The organism is Romboutsia timonensis, from assembly GCF_900106845.1.
Taxonomy (GTDB): Bacteria; Bacillota; Clostridia; order Peptostreptococcales; family Peptostreptococcaceae; genus Romboutsia; species Romboutsia timonensis.
Map to the genome: position 1 here is coordinate 1,643,532 of NZ_LT629850.1, position 17,084 is coordinate 1,660,615.

Consider the following 17,084-nt stretch of genomic DNA (forward strand, 5'->3'; position numbering starts at 1 on the left):
TCCGTTGTTTAAATATGTAATTTTTTATTATTAAATTATATAATTATACCCAAAATTTATATTAAAATCTTATTTTTCTAATTATTCTATTAAACTCTATATTAATCTTCTTAACCATTCCTTTGTACACTCATCAGCAAATGTAGCATTTACAGTATTTAAGTATATATCTATATACTCATCTTTATCTATATTAAATTTATCAGATATAAGTTTTATTTCATTGCTTAAATCTATATTTGAAACAGTTCTATTATCAGTGTTTATACTTACATTTATTCCATTTTTATAAAAATCATATAATGGATATTTTCTAAAATCTTCAACTGCCTTAGTTTGAATATTACTAGTTGGGCACATTTCTAAAACAACTTTAGTTTCTTTCACTAATTCATAAGCCTCTTTCATATCTTTTATTCGAACACCATGACCTATTCTTTGTGCTTTAGCTATATTTATAGCATCTATAACATTTTGACTACTTGCAGCTTCTCCTGCATGTATTGTTATATTATATCCATAGCTTCTTGCAAGTTCTATTGCTTTTTTATATTTTTTAACAAATCCTTCTTCTTCAGGCCCTGCTAAATCTATTGCTACTACACCTTTATTTAAAAATTTTTTCCCCTCTTCAACAACTAGTATAGCATCATCTTCACTCATAGTTCTCATACAGCATAGTATTATATTCCCTTTTATATCATATATTTTTTCTGCTTCATTGATTCCATCTATTGCACTTTGTATAACTTCTTCTATACTTAATCCTCCATTTAAATGTAATAACGGAGCAAATCTAACTTCTATATATTTTATATTTTCTTTTTGTGCATCTTCTAAAAGTTCAAATGTAACTCTTTTTATATTTTCTCTACTTTGTATAACCTTATTGGCTAAATCAAATCTTTTTAAATATTCATTTAAAGATGTACAATCATTAGGTACTTGAACCAATTTTTCAACATCACATTTTTCATATGACTCTAATTTTATATTTTCTTTTTTAGCTATATCTATAATAGTATCCACTCTAACACTTCCATCTAAATGACAATGTAATTCTATTTTTGGTAACTTATTTATCATGTTTATCCCCCTAATCTTATTTATATATATTATTATTATTTCATTTTTTTGTATAAAAAAATTCTTAATTACAAAGAAAAGCTATATTATAAATACAACTTTTCTTCGTAATCAAGAATTATAGGTTCTTGGTAGAAACTCCCAAACCTTATTATTGGGATTATACGAAATATTTATTTCTATATATTCTATTAGCATTTATAATTATTGTCAATTATTTTTATAAAAATTAACTTCACTCAAAGGATGTGGGAGCAAAATATTTCCTTAATATATAAAAGTAAATCCCCCGTCGTATTTTCCGACAGGGTATATTTTATTAGTTTTAACTATATTTTTACATTCTATCATAAGTTACATAAAATATAACCTAATAATATATATAAATTTTTTCTAAAGACCTTTATAATTATTCGTCTATTTTTTTATTATATCCATAATAGAGTGTGACACCATATAAGTATATGCTTCAAACATGTCTATTCCACTATATTCACAGCCTTTATCTACCCACAATTCGATAAATGATATCAATCCATTAGTATAATACCTTGCCATATTTTCTTTAGTTAAAACATTAGAATAATATAGTTCATTTAATTCATGCTTATCTATAATTCTTATAAATATGTTATATATTTTATAACCTAATATTTCTTTAAAAGAATTTTGTCCTTCTACTTTAAATGCTTTTTTTATAAACTCCCTATTTTTTTCTAATCTTATAAATATTATTTTTAAGGATTCATATTCCATATCACTATCTACCATCTCATATATATTTTTCATTATATCTTCGTCTACTATATATTCTAGTACTTCATACTTATCTTTAAAGTGATGATAAAATGTTGGTCTAATAACTTTACTCTTATCAGTAATCATCTTAATGGTTATATTTTTAAAAGGTATATCTAATATAAGTTCTTTAAAGCTATTAGCTAGCAGATTTTTGGTTATTTCTTTTTTACTTTCCATACATCTACTCACTTTCTAAAAGTATTCTAGAATAAATATATGAATAGGTTTTGTCTATATTGATATCTAATTTTTTCTATATATAAAAATTAGATTAAATGCTTTTTTGTAAAAATATTTATCTAAGTACAAATAATCTATAATTCTTTATTTTTATAAAAAATAGATCTTTTAACTTTCCTTAGAATTACATATAATCCTCCTACTAAAAAAGGTACTATAAAGCTTGAAAATCTGTATATAAGCATACTAGATACAGATTTTATACTGTTTGCTATAACTGAAAATAATAATGTATAAACAAACTCAACAGATGCAATTCCTGCTGGTGCTGGTATACTTCCTGCTAAAATCATTGCTAGTGAAGTTACAGTCAGTGCATCTATTATGCCTATATTTATATTCATTTCTCTTAATGCTATATATGAGCTTAAATATATAAGTAAAAATTTAACTAGGTTCATTAAAATTTCTATTACTATTATCATCTTATTTTTTAATAATACTATTGAGCTTTTTTTTATTCTCAATATTTCTGCTTCAATATAATTTATTTTCTCTTTGTATTTACTATTTATTTTTAGCTTATTACTAATGTATCTAATTATTAGTAGTAAAAATTTATGAAATTTATTTGATAAACATATAGATACTAAAAAAAATAATATTAATGTAGTGATTATATAAACAAACTTAATTATTCCTAAGTAATCGTAGAAATTTATTTTTATAAAATTATAATTTATAATTATACATATAATACTAAATAGTGCTATTGATAACCTATGAAATACATAATTAAGTGTACTAACACCAACTCCTTGTGATGGTAATATCCCTTTTTGTTGTAAATAATAAACAGAAGCGACGTAAGAGCCGCTTCCAAATGTTGCAGTTTTATAAAAACTAGTATAAAAAGAGCATCCTATCCCGTTTAAAATAGTAAATTTTCTACTAAATTGTTTTGCTAAAAGTGAAATGTTAAAACCTTCTACAAAACTATATCCTATAGATAAAATTAAAATACTTATGCATCCTTTTAAACTTAATTTCTTTAATTGTATATATATATCTACCATATAATTTTGAAATATATAAACTATAGCTGATACAATTATTATTAGAAATATAAATTTAAGTCTGTTATTCTGTTTATTTTTCAAGGATACCCTCCTTTATACTTATTTATCTTTTTTATTTTCCTCCCATAATTTATCTGCTACATCAGCCCAATTATGAGCATATAATGTACATTTATCACATAAATGATCAACTTCTTCAAGAGACTGTAAATCAGTTGATTTTGCATTACATTTTTTTACCATATTTCTTAAATATTCTGGATTTTCAAGCATTGGGCAAGGTCTTAAATGATTATTATTAAATGGTTGGTTATCTCTATATGCCATAAATAATGGTTGTTTTAAGGCTTCTAGTAATGTTACTTCTTTTATATTTGCACTAGAATAATGTATAAACACACAAGGTTCTACATCTCCATTTGGGTTTATGTGTAAGTAGTTTCTTCCACCAGCTATACATCCACCTACATATTCACCATCATTTTGGAAGTCTATTGCAAATATAGGCTTTCCACCTTCAAGCCCACGTATTTCTCTTACTCTATGATACATATATTCTCTTTGTTCTGGAGTTGGAAGTAAATCTATGGCTGCATCATTTCCAACTGGCATATAGTGGAAATACCATATGAATCGGCTTCCTTTTTCTATTAACATATCTAAAAAATCGTCACTAGTAACACTGTATACATTTTGACTTGTATAACATACTGATGTTCCAAATAATATACCATACTCTTTTAATTTTTCCATGCCTGTCATAATCTTATCATATACGCCTTCTCCACGTCTTTCATCGTTAACTTCTTTGCTACCATCTATACTAACAGACATAGTAAAGTTTCCTACATCAACAACTCGTTTACAAAATTCATCATCAATTAAAGTCCCATTAGTAAATGCATGAAATTCACAATCATTATGTTTTTCACATAACTTTAGTAAATCATCTTTTCTAGTTAGTGGCTCTCCTCCTGTGTATAAGTAAAAATAAATTCCAAGCTCTTTTCCTTGTGTAATAATATTGTCTAACTCATCGTAACTTAAGCTTAATTTATGTCCATACTCAGCTGCCCAACAACCTTTACATCTTAAATTACATGCACTAGTTGGGTCAATAAGTATTGCCCATGGTATATTACACTCATGTACTTCTCTCATTTTACGTATTTTTTTAGTACTATAAAGACCTGCTTCAAATCCAAGATTAAGTGCTGCTGTTTTAATTATATTAGGATGAATCTCATCTAATGCCTTATTTAAGTATTTCATCCATTTTCCATCAGGATCTTGTATTAAACTTCTAGCACCTTCATATGATTCTTTTGGATAATTATCTCCCATAAAACGTTCTGATAAATCTACTAATTTCATTAAGCTTTTCTCTCTATCTTTGTTTACATATTTTATAGTAGAATTTATTAAAGCGCTAAATGCAACTCTTGAAGCTTCATGTGTTAAACCCATAAAAAGTCCCCCCTATCTAAAATCTAAAAATTGTATATATTCCACTCAGAATTAATATAGTACCTCCAACTAGATAAGATTTTACTTTATGTTCATAACCTATAAATTATCCTAAGTAAACTCCTAGTATTACAGATAATGTACTTATTGAAATTAAAATTGATGATATCATTAATATATTAGCTTTAAGTATTAAAAACCCAATACTAATAAAAAATACCTTTAAACTAAATAATAATGATGTTGATACTATGTCTTTATACATTGTACCTATACCTGAAAGTCTTTCTTCTATAAATTCGTTATTAAAACCTTTTTTTAGTAAATTAATACCAATTACAATAAATATAATCCCTGCGAAACCTTTCCCTAATTCATTAAGTTCATGTTTTAATATAGGAATATTTATAGCTAAGTTCCCAAGTATAATTGCTATAGATTGAAATATTACAAATATAATACCCATCTTCATTAGTTTATTTATATTTACTTTATTTATTATTGAGCCCTTACAAAGCATTACACTAAATATATCTAATGAAATAGCTATTGAAATTAGTATTACTTCTATTACTCTCACACTTATGACCTCATTTCATAAAATCTCTGAGTAATGGCTTTTTAGTTGTATAATCTAATCTATGAATAAATAAAAAAAACTTACATATTCAATGCTTTTATTTTGTAAAAGCTATATATACAAATTTATAAATTTGTAATGTTTATAATACAAATTAACAAATTTGTATAGCTCTAATTTTTTCATAGATATTAAATCTTTAGGCTATGTTAGCCCTCTTCGTGATAAATATGGCATAAAAACAACCACACCTTAGACTTTTCAATACATTGAATTCTAAGATGTGGTTACTTCTATAACTTACTATAAATTGTTCGTAATATATTAATAATACGGACTAAAAATAACAATATACGCATTTTAAATAGACGTTGTATATTGCCATTTTTATTAATAAAATTACCTTTACACCTCAAAAGTAAACCGTTATTTTTAGAATCCATTTATTTAATTTTAAGCTATTTAAAAGAAGATTCTAAAAGGCAAACTAATTATATAACCAATATAGAAAAATAACTCTCGAAAGAAAAGGGAACTTGTCTGTTCAATGTTTTATATACAGAGTTTTGCGTAGGAGAGGCATATGATTCCATTCCAATAGTTTTTGCTTCTTTTACTTAAAGTATGTAATATATTAATAAAATGTAGTTATGATATATTTTCTATTTCAATATATTAAGTGTATCATTATTAAAACTCTGTACTTCTCTTGGTGTATTTATATGATAAATAGAAGTTCTAAAAGTAATTTCTGTTACATATGGATTAAACTCAAAACTATAAGTTAGTCTAGTTGTATCTTGCTCAATAGTTAGGTTATCTACTATTATGCATTGGACTACGTTATTATAGTCAATAAATATACTAATAGTAGAGTCATTATAATCAAAAGTGTAAAGCTTTGTATCTACATTGTTAACTTCTCTTTCTTCTGAATATACAGATTCTTTATTTAAAATATTTTCTATATCATTTAAAGATAGTTTAGGATTATCTGTAAGTGATTTTACTAATTTTTTATATTCTGAAAGTGAATAACTATTAATTTCATTATCAACTAGATTTATGAATTCTTCTTGCTTTTTAAAATAAATCGACGTATCCCTAACTCTTAAAGAGTTCGAATCTTTATAAGTTGATACGATTTCTTCAATATTTTTATTTGTTATGTATTGAATATATACATTAGAATTATCAGTTTTATTTTCATTTTCAACTGCTATTATGTTTTCCTTTTCAAAAAATATAGTTATGGCCCCTTCTTTATCTGAAAAACTATACGCAGAATAATTTTCTATATTTTCAACATTAAGTTGTGGTATTTTACTTAAAGTTATGTCTTTATATTGTAAATTTTCAAATTTATTTTTTAATATATCAATGTTTAAATTATTAATTTTATTAACATCTTCTGTTAAGTAATTGTATGCATCAGTCGTATTATAAATATTAGTTTTTGTGCATCCAGATAATAAAAATGTTGCTATTAGTAAAGATATTATTGTTATATTTTTCATTACTTACCTTCTTTCTATAAAAATATATATAATACCTGAATTGTATAATTAAATCAGACAAATATATAAACAAAAAAAGACACTTATGATATACTTAGTTAACCTACTAAAATCAACAAAAGGAGTACCAAAAATGTCTTTTAATCATATTAACATAAATCAGCTAACAAATCTAGAAGCAAATTACTATTTAGGCGTGAAAGCAAGAGCTTGCGCTCAAAGAATGAAAATTGGAAAAGATAAAGTTTACAGATATTACAAGCTATTTATGCAAGGACTTACTGTTCAAGAAATATATAATCAATACCTAATAAATAAATCTAGATGTGGAAGAAAGCCCATTGTATTAAGCAAAGAAAAATTAGATGATATCAATAATAAGCTAGAAAATGATTGGTCTTTAGATGCTATCGCAGGAAGAGATAAAATAGATGGAAAAGATGAAAAAATATCAACAAAAACATTATACAAATTAGCAAAACAAGGTGTAATAGATATAAATAAGTTGAGACGTAAGGGTAAAAATAACCCGAAGGGTCATAACGAAACAAGAGGTAAAATTAATACATGTAAAACAATTCATGAAAGAGATGAAAAGTATCCTAATGCTAAAACTAGTATAGAATATGGCCATTTTGAGGGAGATACTATTGTAGGAAAAGCTAGAAAATCAGCTATAGTTACTTTAGTAGAAAAGTATTCAAAATATATTGTATTACTTAAAGCAAGTAGAAAGAGTGAGGATGTTAAAGAAGCAATTTGCAAATGGCTATCATCTTTACATAAGTCGTGTATATCTACTATTACATTTGATAGAGGTAAAGAGTTTTCAAAATGGTCAGACATAGAAAAAGATAGTTCAGTTAATATTGAAATCTACTTTGGAGACCCTGGATCACCAGGTCAAAGAGGGCTAAATGAGAATTCAAATGGAATAGTTAGAAAAGATTTACCTAAGTCTACAGATTTATCTGCATATTCTCAAGAAGAATTAAATATGATTGCGTATAAATGGAATTCTATACCTAGAAAATCACTAGACTATAAAACACCAAATGAGGTTATAAAAGAAGCAACTGGATTTGAAAGCTTACTTACATTTGCTTAGTGATTCATAAGTAATTTGTCTGATTTAAATTGACAATTCAGGATTTATAAAAATATAAGTGTATATTAACATAAAAAAGTTGCCATAAATATTAGATATAAAATGGCAACTTTTTGCTATAATATGTACTATTTTTATATTTCTATTAATTCATATTCTTTATTTCCTAACCCTAACTTAACAGCATGGTCTATACATACTTCCCAATTAGTTTCTGGATGAGTATTTATAAAGTGATCACTTGTATGTTGTTCTTTTTCTCCTAAATAACTATCTCTTATAACAACTTGTTTATTAGCTGCATCAACACAGGCCATATCAAGTGCAACTGGGTCAAATGATGCAAACATTCCCACATCTGGAATAATTGCCGCATCATTTTCTGCATGACAATCACAGTTTGGTGATACATTAACTACAAAACTTATATGAAAATGTTCTTTGCCACTAAGTACTGCTTTTGAGTACTCTGCTATTTTTTTATTTAATATATCATTTGCAGAATATTCAAGGTTTTCTATTGCATCAAAATTACAAGTTCCTATACAACGTCCACATCCTACACATTTATCATGATTTATATTTGCTTTTTTATTTTCGTTAAAACTAATGGCACCATGAGCACACATTTTCCTACAAGCTCCACAAGATACACATTTATTTTGATTTACAACTGGTTTTCCACTACAATGCATTTCCATTTTACCTGCACGAGAACCACATCCCATACCTATATTTTTTAATGCCCCACCAAATCCAGTTGATTCATGACCTTTAAAGTGATTCATACTTATAAATATATCTGCATCTGCTATAGATTGACCAATTTTAGCTTCTTTAACATATTCTCCACCTTCAACTGGTATGATTGCTTCATCAGTTCCCTTAAGACCATCAGCTATTATAACATGACATCCTGTAGCAAATGGATTATATCCATTTTCATAAGCTGCATCCATATGCTCTATTGCGTTTTTTCTTCTTCCTACATAAAGAGTGTTACAATCTGTTAAAAATGGCTTTCCATTTTTAGACTTTATTAAATCTACTATTACTTTAGAATAATTTGGTCTTAAATATGCTAAGTTTCCTGGTTCTCCAAAATGAATTTTAATTGCTACAAATTTTTCATTAAAATCAATATTTTCTATCCCTGCTTTTTTAACTAATCTGTCTAACTTTTGTAGTAATGTCATATTAGAATTAGTTCTTAAATTAGTAAAGTACACCTTAGATTTATTCATCTCTATTTCCTCCTATTGTATCACTTCTATATTATTATAGTATAAAAAATTATATATAACTATTTTATATAACGCTTATTTTGTAAATAATATATATTTATATAGTAGTTTATAATTTTATATACATAAATAAACCTTTGTACTAAAATATATTATATATTTATATCTAGGAGGGATATTATGGACAAAGTAGGGTTGATTTTAGAAGGCGGTGGTATGAGAGGAATTTATACTGCTGGTGTTTTAGATTTCTTTATCGATAAAAATATAGAAGTTGATTTAGTTGTCGGTGTTTCTGCAGGAGGATGCCATGCAGCTTCATATTTATCAAAACAATATAATAGAGCCTTTAGAACTAATATTGACTATTTGCATGATAAAGAATATCTTAGTTTTAGAAATTTAATAAAAACTGGTTCTATATTTGGTATGGATTTAATGTTTAATAAAATTCCTAATGAATTATACCCTTATGATTATGAAACATTTAATAAATCTAAAAGTAAATTTACCGTAGTTGCTACAAACTGTGAGACAGGAGAAGCTGAGTATTTTCAGCTAAAAGATATGAAAAAAGATATAATGTATCTACAAGCATCTTGTTCTATACCTATGTTTGCAAATATCGTTGAAGTTGATGGCTATAAACTAGTAGATGGAGGGGTATCTGATTCTATTCCCATAGAGTATGCCTTAAAACAAGGATGTAATAAAAATATAGTAGTGCTTACTAGAGATAGAACTTACAGAAAAAGTAAAGTAAAGTTCATGTCTGCTATAAAAAGAAAGTATAAAAAATATCCCAAATTAGTGAAATCTATTGAAAATAGACATCTAAACTATAATAAAAGTTTAGATTTAATAAAATCTTTAGAAGAAAAAGAGGAAGTTTTTGTTATACGACCTAAATCTCCAGTTAAAGTTAGCCAGGTTGAAAAAAATAAAGATAAATTAATAGCATTATATAATGATGGTTATAATGATGCTAAAGACTCATATGAAAAAATTATAGAATTTATAAATAAGTAAATAAAAAATTCGCTACGCTCATGTCGCCAACGATATGACACTCGCTACCGCTTTGAGCAACGTGTTGGCGAAGCATTTCGGTCACATCCGTTGCTCAAAATGTCATTTTTACGTTTCTGAAGTTATTTATATTATTTATATTTATAAGTTATCCACAAAAAATTTTATATCATAATTTCATTGTACGTAAAAAATGCTTAACTTGATAAATTTGAAATATTTAAATTATATTTATCAAGTTAAGCATTTTTATTAATATTAAGCTACTATACTAATAATATCAATGTCCCAATTACAATCATAATAAGTCCTATAAATGACTTCTTGTTTAACTTTTCCTTTAAAAATACATATGAAAACGCAACTGTAACCAATATACTTAATTTATCTATAGGAACTACAACACTAGCCTCTCCATCTTGAAGTGCTTTATAATAACATAACCAAGAAAGTCCTGTTGTTATACCAGATAAACCTATAAATACCCAGCTCTTTTTATCTATATTCTTTATATCTCCTTGTTTTTTAGTTACAAACACAACTATCCAAGCCATAATAAGAACTACTATTGTACGAATTGCTGTTCCAAGATTTGATTCAATACCTGATATACCTATTTTTCCAAGAATGGAAGTTAAGCTAGCAAATACTGCTGATAGTATTGCATAAAACATCCATTTGTTACTTTCTATAGATTTTTCATCTTCCTCTTTTCTTATAATCATCATATATGTACCTATACCAATAGCTATCATTCCAAGTATTTTTGTAAATTTAAGACTTTCTCCTAGTATTATAAATGCAAGTATCATCGTTAGTACTGTACTTGATTTATCTATAGGTGTTACTTTATTTACATCTCCAAGTTGAAGTGCTTTAAAATAACATAACCATGATCCTCCTGTTGCCAATCCAGATAAGATTAAAAATATCAATGTTTTATTACTTATATCTGATATAGTGTTAAAAGATCCAACTATAAAAACCATCAACCATGAAAAAATTAATATAATAATAGTTCGTATTGCTGTTGCCACATTTGAATCAACATTTTTAATTCCTATTTTAGCTAAAATTGCTGTTAATCCCGCAAATAATGCAGCACCAAATGCAAATAATATCCACATTAAATCTTCCTCCTTCTTACCTAATTTATACAATATAATATTAAATAATTATACTGCGTCTAGTTATTTGTATATTTAATACTATTCTACTTTAAATGATAATTATTTTCAAATACTTTTTGCAATTATATGATAAATAAAAAAATATGCATTAATTTAATTAATGCATCAGAGCGTAGACAAAGTCTACGCTCTTTTATTTTTGTCAATACTCTTTATGAGGTGATAAATATGTTAACTATAAGAAAAGAAAATTTTAGAGATGATGAAATAAATGTTATATTAGATGGATTGGTTCCTGAAAACCATTTAGTAAGAAAAATAGAAAATGCAATAGATTTTAGTTTTATTTATGATAAAGTAAAAGATTTATACTCTCCGTTAGGAGCTCCAAGTATAGATCCTGTTGTTTTAATAAAAATAGTTTTAATTCAATATTTATTTGGCATACCTTCAATGAGGCAAACAATTAGAGAAATAGAAGTAAATGTAGCGTATAGATGGTTTTTAGGTTACTCATTAACTGAAAAAATTCCTCATTTCTCAACTTTTAATAAAAACTATGAAAGACGATTTAAAAATACAGATTTATTTGAATCAATATTTAAAGAAATTTTAGCGAGAGCTACAAAATGTGGATTTGTAGATTCTTCTAATATCTATATAGATTCAACACATATAAAAGCTAGTGCTAATAAGAAAAAATATACTAAAGTAGAGGTAGATATTCAAGCTAAGCATTATCAAGAAAAACTAGAAAAAGAGATAAATGAAGATAGATTAAAACATGGAAAAAGTCCATTATGTGAAGTGAAAAATGAAGAGGTAAAAAAAAAGGAAAAAATAGAGAGTAATACAGATAAGGATAGTGGCATGTTCTTCAAAAATGAAAAAGAAAAATGCTTCGCATATCTAGCGCATACAGCTTGTGATAACAATAATTTCATATTAGATTTTCATATTACATCTGGTAACATACATGATAGCGTAGCTTTTTCCGATTTATATCAAAAGATAAAAAATAATAGTAAACAACATACAACAGCGATAGCTATAGATGCTGGATATATAACTCCTTATATTTGTAAAACTATTTTAGATGATGGTATAATTCCTGCTATTCCATATAAAAGACCTATGACTAAAAAAGGATTTTTTAAGAAATATGAATATGTATATGATGAGTATTATGACTGTTATATTTGTCCTAATAATAAAATTTTAAAATATTCAACTACCAATAGAGATGGGTATAGAGAGTATAAATCTAATCCAAGTGATTGCAAATCTTGTGAACACTTAAATATTTGCACTAATAGTAAAAATAAACAAAAGTTAGTTACAAGGCATATATGGCAAAATTATTTAGAAGAAGCTGATCATCTTAGACATAAGCCATATGTAAAAAAAGTTTACAGTAAACGTAAAGAAACAATTGAACGAGTTTTTGCAGATGCAAAAGAGAAACATGGTATGAGATATACAAAATTAAGAGGCTTGTCGAAAATTGAGATGGAGGTGAGTCTTATTTTCTCATGCATGAATCTAAAAAAATTAGCTAATTGGATGTGGAAAGATACATCCAATAATCTAAGGCTCACGCCTATTTTTAGTATATTATCACTAAAAATCTTTATAAAAAAGAAAATAGCCATTTTATATAAGTTAAAAATGGCTATTTTGTCTACAATCTGATGCATTAATTTAATTAATGCATATTTTTTATTTATTTTATGAAAGTGTTTTAAATTCATATCCATTGTCTTTAAAATATTTTATTATACTTGGTAAAGCCTTAGCTGTTTCTTCTTTACCATAAGTATCATGCATCAAAAGAACTACCATTTCTTTACCTTTTGATGTTTTTATTGCATAATCTACAAGTTGTTGAGCACTTTTTTTCCCACCTTCAGCATCTGCATTTAATGCATTCCAATCTATAGATGCTTTATTATTTTCATCTAAATAAGCATCTAACTCATCCATACCTTTCCAAGACATATATCCCCCAGGACATCTTAATACCCTTGTTGAAAAGTATTTTCCTAAAATGTCTGTTAACATTTTATCTGTTTTTTCAAAATCAGCTTTAAATGCTTCTAAATCTAATGTTCTACCTGGATATAGTAATTTATAATTATGGCTATAGGAATGATTAGCTATAGCATGCCCTTCATTAAACTCTTGCTTTATAAGTTCCTTTGCCTTCTCTCCGCCTCTTTCTATATTTTGCCCAGTTAAAAAGAAAGTTGCTTTTACATTTTCATCCTTTAAGGTCTTTAATATTTTAGGAGTAACTGTTGTAGACGTTCCATCATCAAAAGTTAAAAATACTACTTTTTCTCCATTATTTGAATAGTCATATTTACTAAGTTTCTCAGAAACAATTTTTGCATCATAAGAGTACTTTTTAGCTTCATGACTTACTCCAACCATATATTTTTTCTTTTCTTCTTCTGCTTTTCTTTTTTCTTCTGCTAGCCTTTCTTGCTCTGCTTTTATTTTTATTTGCTCATCTACATAAGCCCAAGTTCTATTTATTACTCCTAAAATAGTTATACCTAGCAGTATCATAATTAATGCCTTTTTTTTATTTACTCTTCTATTTTTAACTTTTATATCATTCATATTACTCACCTATCAATTGTTGTCTATTATCTTCATCTTCTGCTTTTATGAGTTATATATTTAGAATCAAACTTTTTATACTCAGATTTATTTTATCTTTAGTTCATTAATTCATCATTTTCCATAATTATTGGCTTTGCAGCTCCATTACCAGATGTATCTACATCCAATCTATCCATTAAATATTCTTTTAATTCTGCTTTGTCTTTAAATTTTGATACTTGATATGGTAAAGAGAATCCATATTTCTCAATAAATAATAAACCATCTTTAGTTTTTACTGATATACCACTGTGTCCAACAAATAAAATTTCATCTTCCGGATCATGTAAAAATACATTTATCATAGATACATTTTTATTTTTTATAAATGATATTTTTCTATTTTTCCACTCTTTTTTTATTTCATCTACATGCTTTTGTATATCTTGTGTATTTTCTGCTTTAATAGCTCCATATAAATTTATAAATTTATCTTTATCTTCCTTTGTAAATTCACTAAGAGGATTATTTTCTATTGCATCTATATCAAATATTAAAGTTGTATCATCTCCACTAAACTTGCTATTTGATTTAATATAATCTTTAAATAAAGTAAAAGCGGTTATCCTACAGTTAAAGTCCATATAGTTTATATTATTCTTATAGTCCCATTTTTCATTTAATTCAGCTTCATCATATGGTACTTGTTGTACATTTATAGATGTAAATCCATTATTTGATGTATATAAATTTTTTATCTCAGATTTTTCATTATAAGCTCTAACTAATTTAATAAAATAATCAGATGTTTTCTTATCTATTTTATTTTCTATTAGAATATTTTTTATATCATTTTGAGTTTTATCATCTATCAAATTTGAATAAGTAAGCTTTATATTTTCTTTTTCACTATTTTGATTTATATTACTATTTGAACATCCTGTAAATAGTAGTGTAGTAGATAATAATATTGGTATAATTTTTTTTAGCATGTCAAATCTCCCTTCGCTGTCAACTTTCTTTACTTCATAAGCTTTGATGTTATTTCTTTTGGTATTACAAATTCAGCTAATCCAGTAGATCCTGGTCCAACTTCATATTTATCAAAGCATATAACAAGTTCATTATTATCATTTATATAAAATCCTTGATCTTTATTTATCTTTGTGAAGTTAAGTCCTTCCATATCTTCATCTAACCAATAATGTTCATTTGGATTTTCCTTCATTTTTTCTCTCATTTGATCTTTTATGTTTTCACTTATTATATTTACATAATCAGTTCCTGCAAACATACCTTCTAAAGTCAAAACTGTTTGATCTTTCTTGTTTATATTATAGAATTTTCTAGTTGTGTTTGATGAACCTTGTACATAGTGATTAAATACTACTAATGATAAAATATCATCGTTGTCAGTTTTAACTTCATACCAAGATTTTACTAGTTCTCTTCCTTCAACACCTTCTGATTTTAGAGTTTCCATCTCCTTTAAATACTCTTGGTATAATCTTTTGCCATCTTCCTCAAAATCTTTATTTAATCTATATTCTAAATCTTTATTTTTTAGACCTTCTATTTTAGGTATATCTATAGAAACATCAAATCCATTTTCATCTATGCTATAGTTTCTAAAATTTATTATCTTTATTACATTTCCTATAACAGGAATTTCTTCTAGTGTATTTGCAAAAGCTGGACTTAAGTTAATAGCACCTACAACTAAACATACTGATGCTGATACAGAAGACCATTTACTTATTGTTTTCCTTTTAGTTTTTATAGATTTACTATTTAATGCATCATTTACAACTTTGTCTAAGTTATCTGGTATTTCTATATTCATATAATTATCTTTTAAAATTTTAAATTCTTTATTATTATTCAAAGTTTTCACTCCTCGTCATCTCTAAGCTTTAATTTTAATTTATCTAAGGCCTTATATAGTCTAGTTTTTATAGTATTTGTATTTTCATCTAGTACTTGAGCTATCTCGGATATTTTCATATCTTCAAAATATCGTAATATAACTATTGTTTTATACTTTTCTGGCAATTCATCTAAAGCTTTTTGTAAATCTATATTCTCATATGTATCATAACTTATTGAGTCATCTAGATCTAAATCATTATTTATTACATATTTTTTATTTTTTCTTATATAGTCTATTGCGCAATTTGATATTATTTTGTAAATCCATGGTTTTATATTACCTATATCTTTGAGAGTGTCTATCTTAGTTAGGGACTTACATATAGAATCATGTACTATATCAAGTGCGTCATCTTGATTTTTTACGTAACTATATGCAAATCTATATAAGGACTCTTTATTATCAACTATATATTTTTTTAATTCTTTTTCTTTTTTTCGTTCTCCTAAGCTTAGTAATTTCATCTTATCTATCCACCTCTCATATACTAGACGAGTTATACATAGAAAAAAGTTTTGCTTTTTTATTTTTTATTTTTTATTTTTAACATTTAATATTTATAAATAATATAAATTATTAATTATTTTGCATATACACTGGTTATTATATAAATATATCTTTTACTTCCTAGTGAAAAATTTATCTAATCGTGTTATAGTTTAAGTAGGAAGGTTTTAGGAGGAATAATATGAACTTTATAACAAAAGAAGAACTAGAAAAAAAAGATATTATATCTAAATTTTCTATTAACAGTGGGAACTTAGTATTATCAGAAGATTGCGAGTATAAATCTACATTTGATGTAGGAGATATCGTAACTTATAAAGATAATACTGATAGAATTGGAGTAATCTATTTTATTGAAGATGATGAATTTAGTATAAACTGGAATAATGGTACTGAGAGCACTGAAACTTCATCTAACTTAGTAGTTGTACCTCCTACAATAGGACTAGAGCTATTAAATAATAGTGATATTTTAAATCTGTGGGAAAATTTATCAAATGGAAAAAGTGAGAGTTTTGACTTAAAGTGTATTTATTTAGACAATAAAGTCGTAAACGAAGTACCTTTTATTAAAGCTTTTAAAAATACTAATAGTATTATTGATAAAAAGTTTAAAAGAACTTTTACACTTTATAGAAAGTTTGGAAATAGTCAAATTTTCAGAACTAATTTATATACTATTTCTAATGGTAAAATAATATTTGATACATCAAGATATGTATACTATTTACTAGAAAACAATGTAATTTATTATTTAGGTATAGATTTAAATGAAAAAGATTTAACTACTTACCTATTTAAAAAATAAGTGTATATACT

Annotated in this window: 16 protein-coding genes and 1 riboswitch; of the genes, 4 read left to right on the top strand and 12 right to left on the bottom strand. The window is 25.8% G+C overall.

Annotated elements, in window-relative coordinates:
- Positions 1-96 precede the first annotated feature (96 nt).
- The 6 genes from add to BN7997_RS10490 all read right to left on the bottom strand — a co-directional run bounded on the left by add (position 97) and on the right by BN7997_RS10490 (position 6,710).
- Positions 97-1,086: an adenosine deaminase gene (add, locus tag BN7997_RS10465; protein WP_071120731.1), complete on the bottom strand. Its 990-nt coding sequence runs from the start codon at positions 1,084-1,086 to the stop codon at positions 97-99.
- A gap of 88 nt (positions 1,087-1,174) precedes the next feature.
- Positions 1,175-1,274: riboswitch (purine riboswitch) on the bottom strand.
- A gap of 229 nt (positions 1,275-1,503) precedes the next feature.
- Positions 1,504-2,064, bottom strand: coding sequence for a TetR/AcrR family transcriptional regulator C-terminal domain-containing protein (locus BN7997_RS10470; RefSeq protein ID WP_071120732.1), 561 nt, complete (start codon positions 2,062-2,064; stop codon positions 1,504-1,506).
- A 137-nt stretch (positions 2,065-2,201) separates the two neighbouring features.
- Positions 2,202-3,227, bottom strand: coding sequence for a lysylphosphatidylglycerol synthase transmembrane domain-containing protein (locus BN7997_RS10475; RefSeq protein WP_071120733.1), 1,026 nt, complete (start codon positions 3,225-3,227; stop codon positions 2,202-2,204).
- Positions 3,228-3,245: 18 nt separating this feature from the next.
- Positions 3,246-4,613, bottom strand: coding sequence for a radical SAM protein (locus BN7997_RS10480; RefSeq protein WP_071120734.1), 1,368 nt, complete (start codon positions 4,611-4,613; stop codon positions 3,246-3,248).
- Between the two features lie 106 nt (positions 4,614-4,719).
- On the bottom strand, positions 4,720-5,193 hold the full coding sequence (locus tag BN7997_RS10485; protein ID WP_071120735.1) for a manganese efflux pump: 474 nt from the start codon (positions 5,191-5,193) through the stop codon (positions 4,720-4,722).
- Positions 5,194-5,855: 662 nt separating this feature from the next.
- A complete protein-coding gene (locus BN7997_RS10490) occupies positions 5,856-6,710 on the bottom strand; it encodes a hypothetical protein (RefSeq protein ID WP_071120736.1) in 855 nt (284 codons plus the stop codon).
- 133 nt (positions 6,711-6,843) lie between these two features.
- Here BN7997_RS10490 and BN7997_RS10495 point away from each other — a divergent pair, with 133 nt between their 5' ends.
- Positions 6,844-7,818 (top strand): IS30 family transposase, encoded by a 975-nt coding sequence (locus BN7997_RS10495; RefSeq protein ID WP_071119190.1) that lies wholly within the window; start codon positions 6,844-6,846, stop codon positions 7,816-7,818.
- 134 nt (positions 7,819-7,952) lie between these two features.
- On the opposite strand, the gene BN7997_RS10500 is transcribed toward BN7997_RS10495, so the two are convergent.
- Positions 7,953-9,062: a DUF362 domain-containing protein gene (locus tag BN7997_RS10500; protein WP_071120737.1), complete on the bottom strand. Its 1,110-nt coding sequence runs from the start codon at positions 9,060-9,062 to the stop codon at positions 7,953-7,955.
- A gap of 180 nt (positions 9,063-9,242) precedes the next feature.
- Between BN7997_RS10500 and BN7997_RS10505 the strand changes: the two genes are divergently transcribed.
- Positions 9,243-10,091: a patatin-like phospholipase family protein gene (locus BN7997_RS10505; RefSeq protein ID WP_071120738.1), complete on the top strand. Its 849-nt coding sequence runs from the start codon at positions 9,243-9,245 to the stop codon at positions 10,089-10,091.
- Between the two features lie 266 nt (positions 10,092-10,357).
- Here the strand turns inward: BN7997_RS10505 and BN7997_RS10510 are convergent, their stop codons facing one another.
- Positions 10,358-11,218, bottom strand: coding sequence for an EamA family transporter (locus BN7997_RS10510; RefSeq protein WP_071120739.1), 861 nt, complete (start codon positions 11,216-11,218; stop codon positions 10,358-10,360).
- A 231-nt stretch (positions 11,219-11,449) separates the two neighbouring features.
- On the opposite strand from BN7997_RS10510, the gene BN7997_RS10515 reads away from it, so the two are divergent.
- Entirely contained in the window at positions 11,450-12,913 is a 1,464-nt protein-coding gene (locus BN7997_RS10515; protein ID WP_071119372.1) for an IS1182 family transposase, read from the top strand.
- 36 nt (positions 12,914-12,949) lie between these two features.
- Here the strand turns inward: BN7997_RS10515 and BN7997_RS10520 are convergent, their stop codons facing one another.
- From BN7997_RS10520 to BN7997_RS10535, 4 genes are all read right to left on the bottom strand, one after another.
- A complete protein-coding gene (locus BN7997_RS10520; protein WP_071120740.1) occupies positions 12,950-13,846 on the bottom strand; it encodes a polysaccharide deacetylase family protein in 897 nt (298 codons plus the stop codon).
- A gap of 98 nt (positions 13,847-13,944) precedes the next feature.
- Positions 13,945-14,820 carry a DUF4300 family protein gene (locus BN7997_RS10525; protein ID WP_071120741.1) on the bottom strand — a complete coding sequence of 292 codons (876 nt, stop codon included), beginning with the start codon at positions 14,818-14,820 and terminating at the stop codon, positions 13,945-13,947.
- Between the two features lie 29 nt (positions 14,821-14,849).
- On the bottom strand, positions 14,850-15,713 hold the full coding sequence (locus tag BN7997_RS10530; RefSeq protein ID WP_143023198.1) for an anti-sigma-V factor RsiV: 864 nt from the start codon (positions 15,711-15,713) through the stop codon (positions 14,850-14,852).
- A 5-nt stretch (positions 15,714-15,718) separates the two neighbouring features.
- Positions 15,719-16,222, bottom strand: a complete 504-nt coding sequence (locus tag BN7997_RS10535; RefSeq protein ID WP_071120742.1) for an RNA polymerase sigma factor — start codon at positions 16,220-16,222, stop codon at positions 15,719-15,721.
- A gap of 224 nt (positions 16,223-16,446) precedes the next feature.
- Between BN7997_RS10535 and BN7997_RS10540 the strand changes: the two genes are divergently transcribed.
- Complete coding sequence (locus tag BN7997_RS10540; RefSeq protein ID WP_071120743.1) at positions 16,447-17,073, top strand: hypothetical protein; 627 nt, start codon at positions 16,447-16,449, stop codon at positions 17,071-17,073.
- The last annotated feature ends 11 nt before the right edge of the window (positions 17,074-17,084 follow it).

What these genes read in the sequence shown, in the direction of transcription:
- add (WP_071120731.1), bottom strand. Translation starts at nt 1,086, where the DNA reads ATGATAAATAAGTTACCAAAAATAGAATTACATTGTCATTTAGATGGA.
- BN7997_RS10470 (WP_071120732.1), bottom strand. Translation starts at nt 2,064, where the DNA reads ATGGAAAGTAAAAAAGAAATAACCAAAAATCTGCTAGCTAATAGCTTT.
- BN7997_RS10480 (WP_071120734.1), bottom strand. Translation starts at nt 4,613, where the DNA reads ATGGGTTTAACACATGAAGCTTCAAGAGTTGCATTTAGCGCTTTAATA.
- BN7997_RS10490 (WP_071120736.1), bottom strand. Translation starts at nt 6,710, where the DNA reads ATGAAAAATATAACAATAATATCTTTACTAATAGCAACATTTTTATTA.
- BN7997_RS10495 (WP_071119190.1), top strand. Translation starts at nt 6,844, where the DNA reads ATGTCTTTTAATCATATTAACATAAATCAGCTAACAAATCTAGAAGCA.
- BN7997_RS10500 (WP_071120737.1), bottom strand. Translation starts at nt 9,062, where the DNA reads ATGAATAAATCTAAGGTGTACTTTACTAATTTAAGAACTAATTCTAAT.
- BN7997_RS10505 (WP_071120738.1), top strand. Translation starts at nt 9,243, where the DNA reads ATGGACAAAGTAGGGTTGATTTTAGAAGGCGGTGGTATGAGAGGAATT.
- BN7997_RS10510 (WP_071120739.1), bottom strand. Translation starts at nt 11,218, where the DNA reads ATGTGGATATTATTTGCATTTGGTGCTGCATTATTTGCGGGATTAACA.
- BN7997_RS10515 (WP_071119372.1), top strand. Translation starts at nt 11,450, where the DNA reads ATGTTAACTATAAGAAAAGAAAATTTTAGAGATGATGAAATAAATGTT.
- BN7997_RS10520 (WP_071120740.1), bottom strand. Translation starts at nt 13,846, where the DNA reads ATGAATGATATAAAAGTTAAAAATAGAAGAGTAAATAAAAAAAAGGCA.
- BN7997_RS10525 (WP_071120741.1), bottom strand. Translation starts at nt 14,820, where the DNA reads ATGCTAAAAAAAATTATACCAATATTATTATCTACTACACTACTATTT.
- BN7997_RS10535 (WP_071120742.1), bottom strand. Translation starts at nt 16,222, where the DNA reads ATGAAATTACTAAGCTTAGGAGAACGAAAAAAAGAAAAAGAATTAAAA.
- BN7997_RS10540 (WP_071120743.1), top strand. Translation starts at nt 16,447, where the DNA reads ATGAACTTTATAACAAAAGAAGAACTAGAAAAAAAAGATATTATATCT.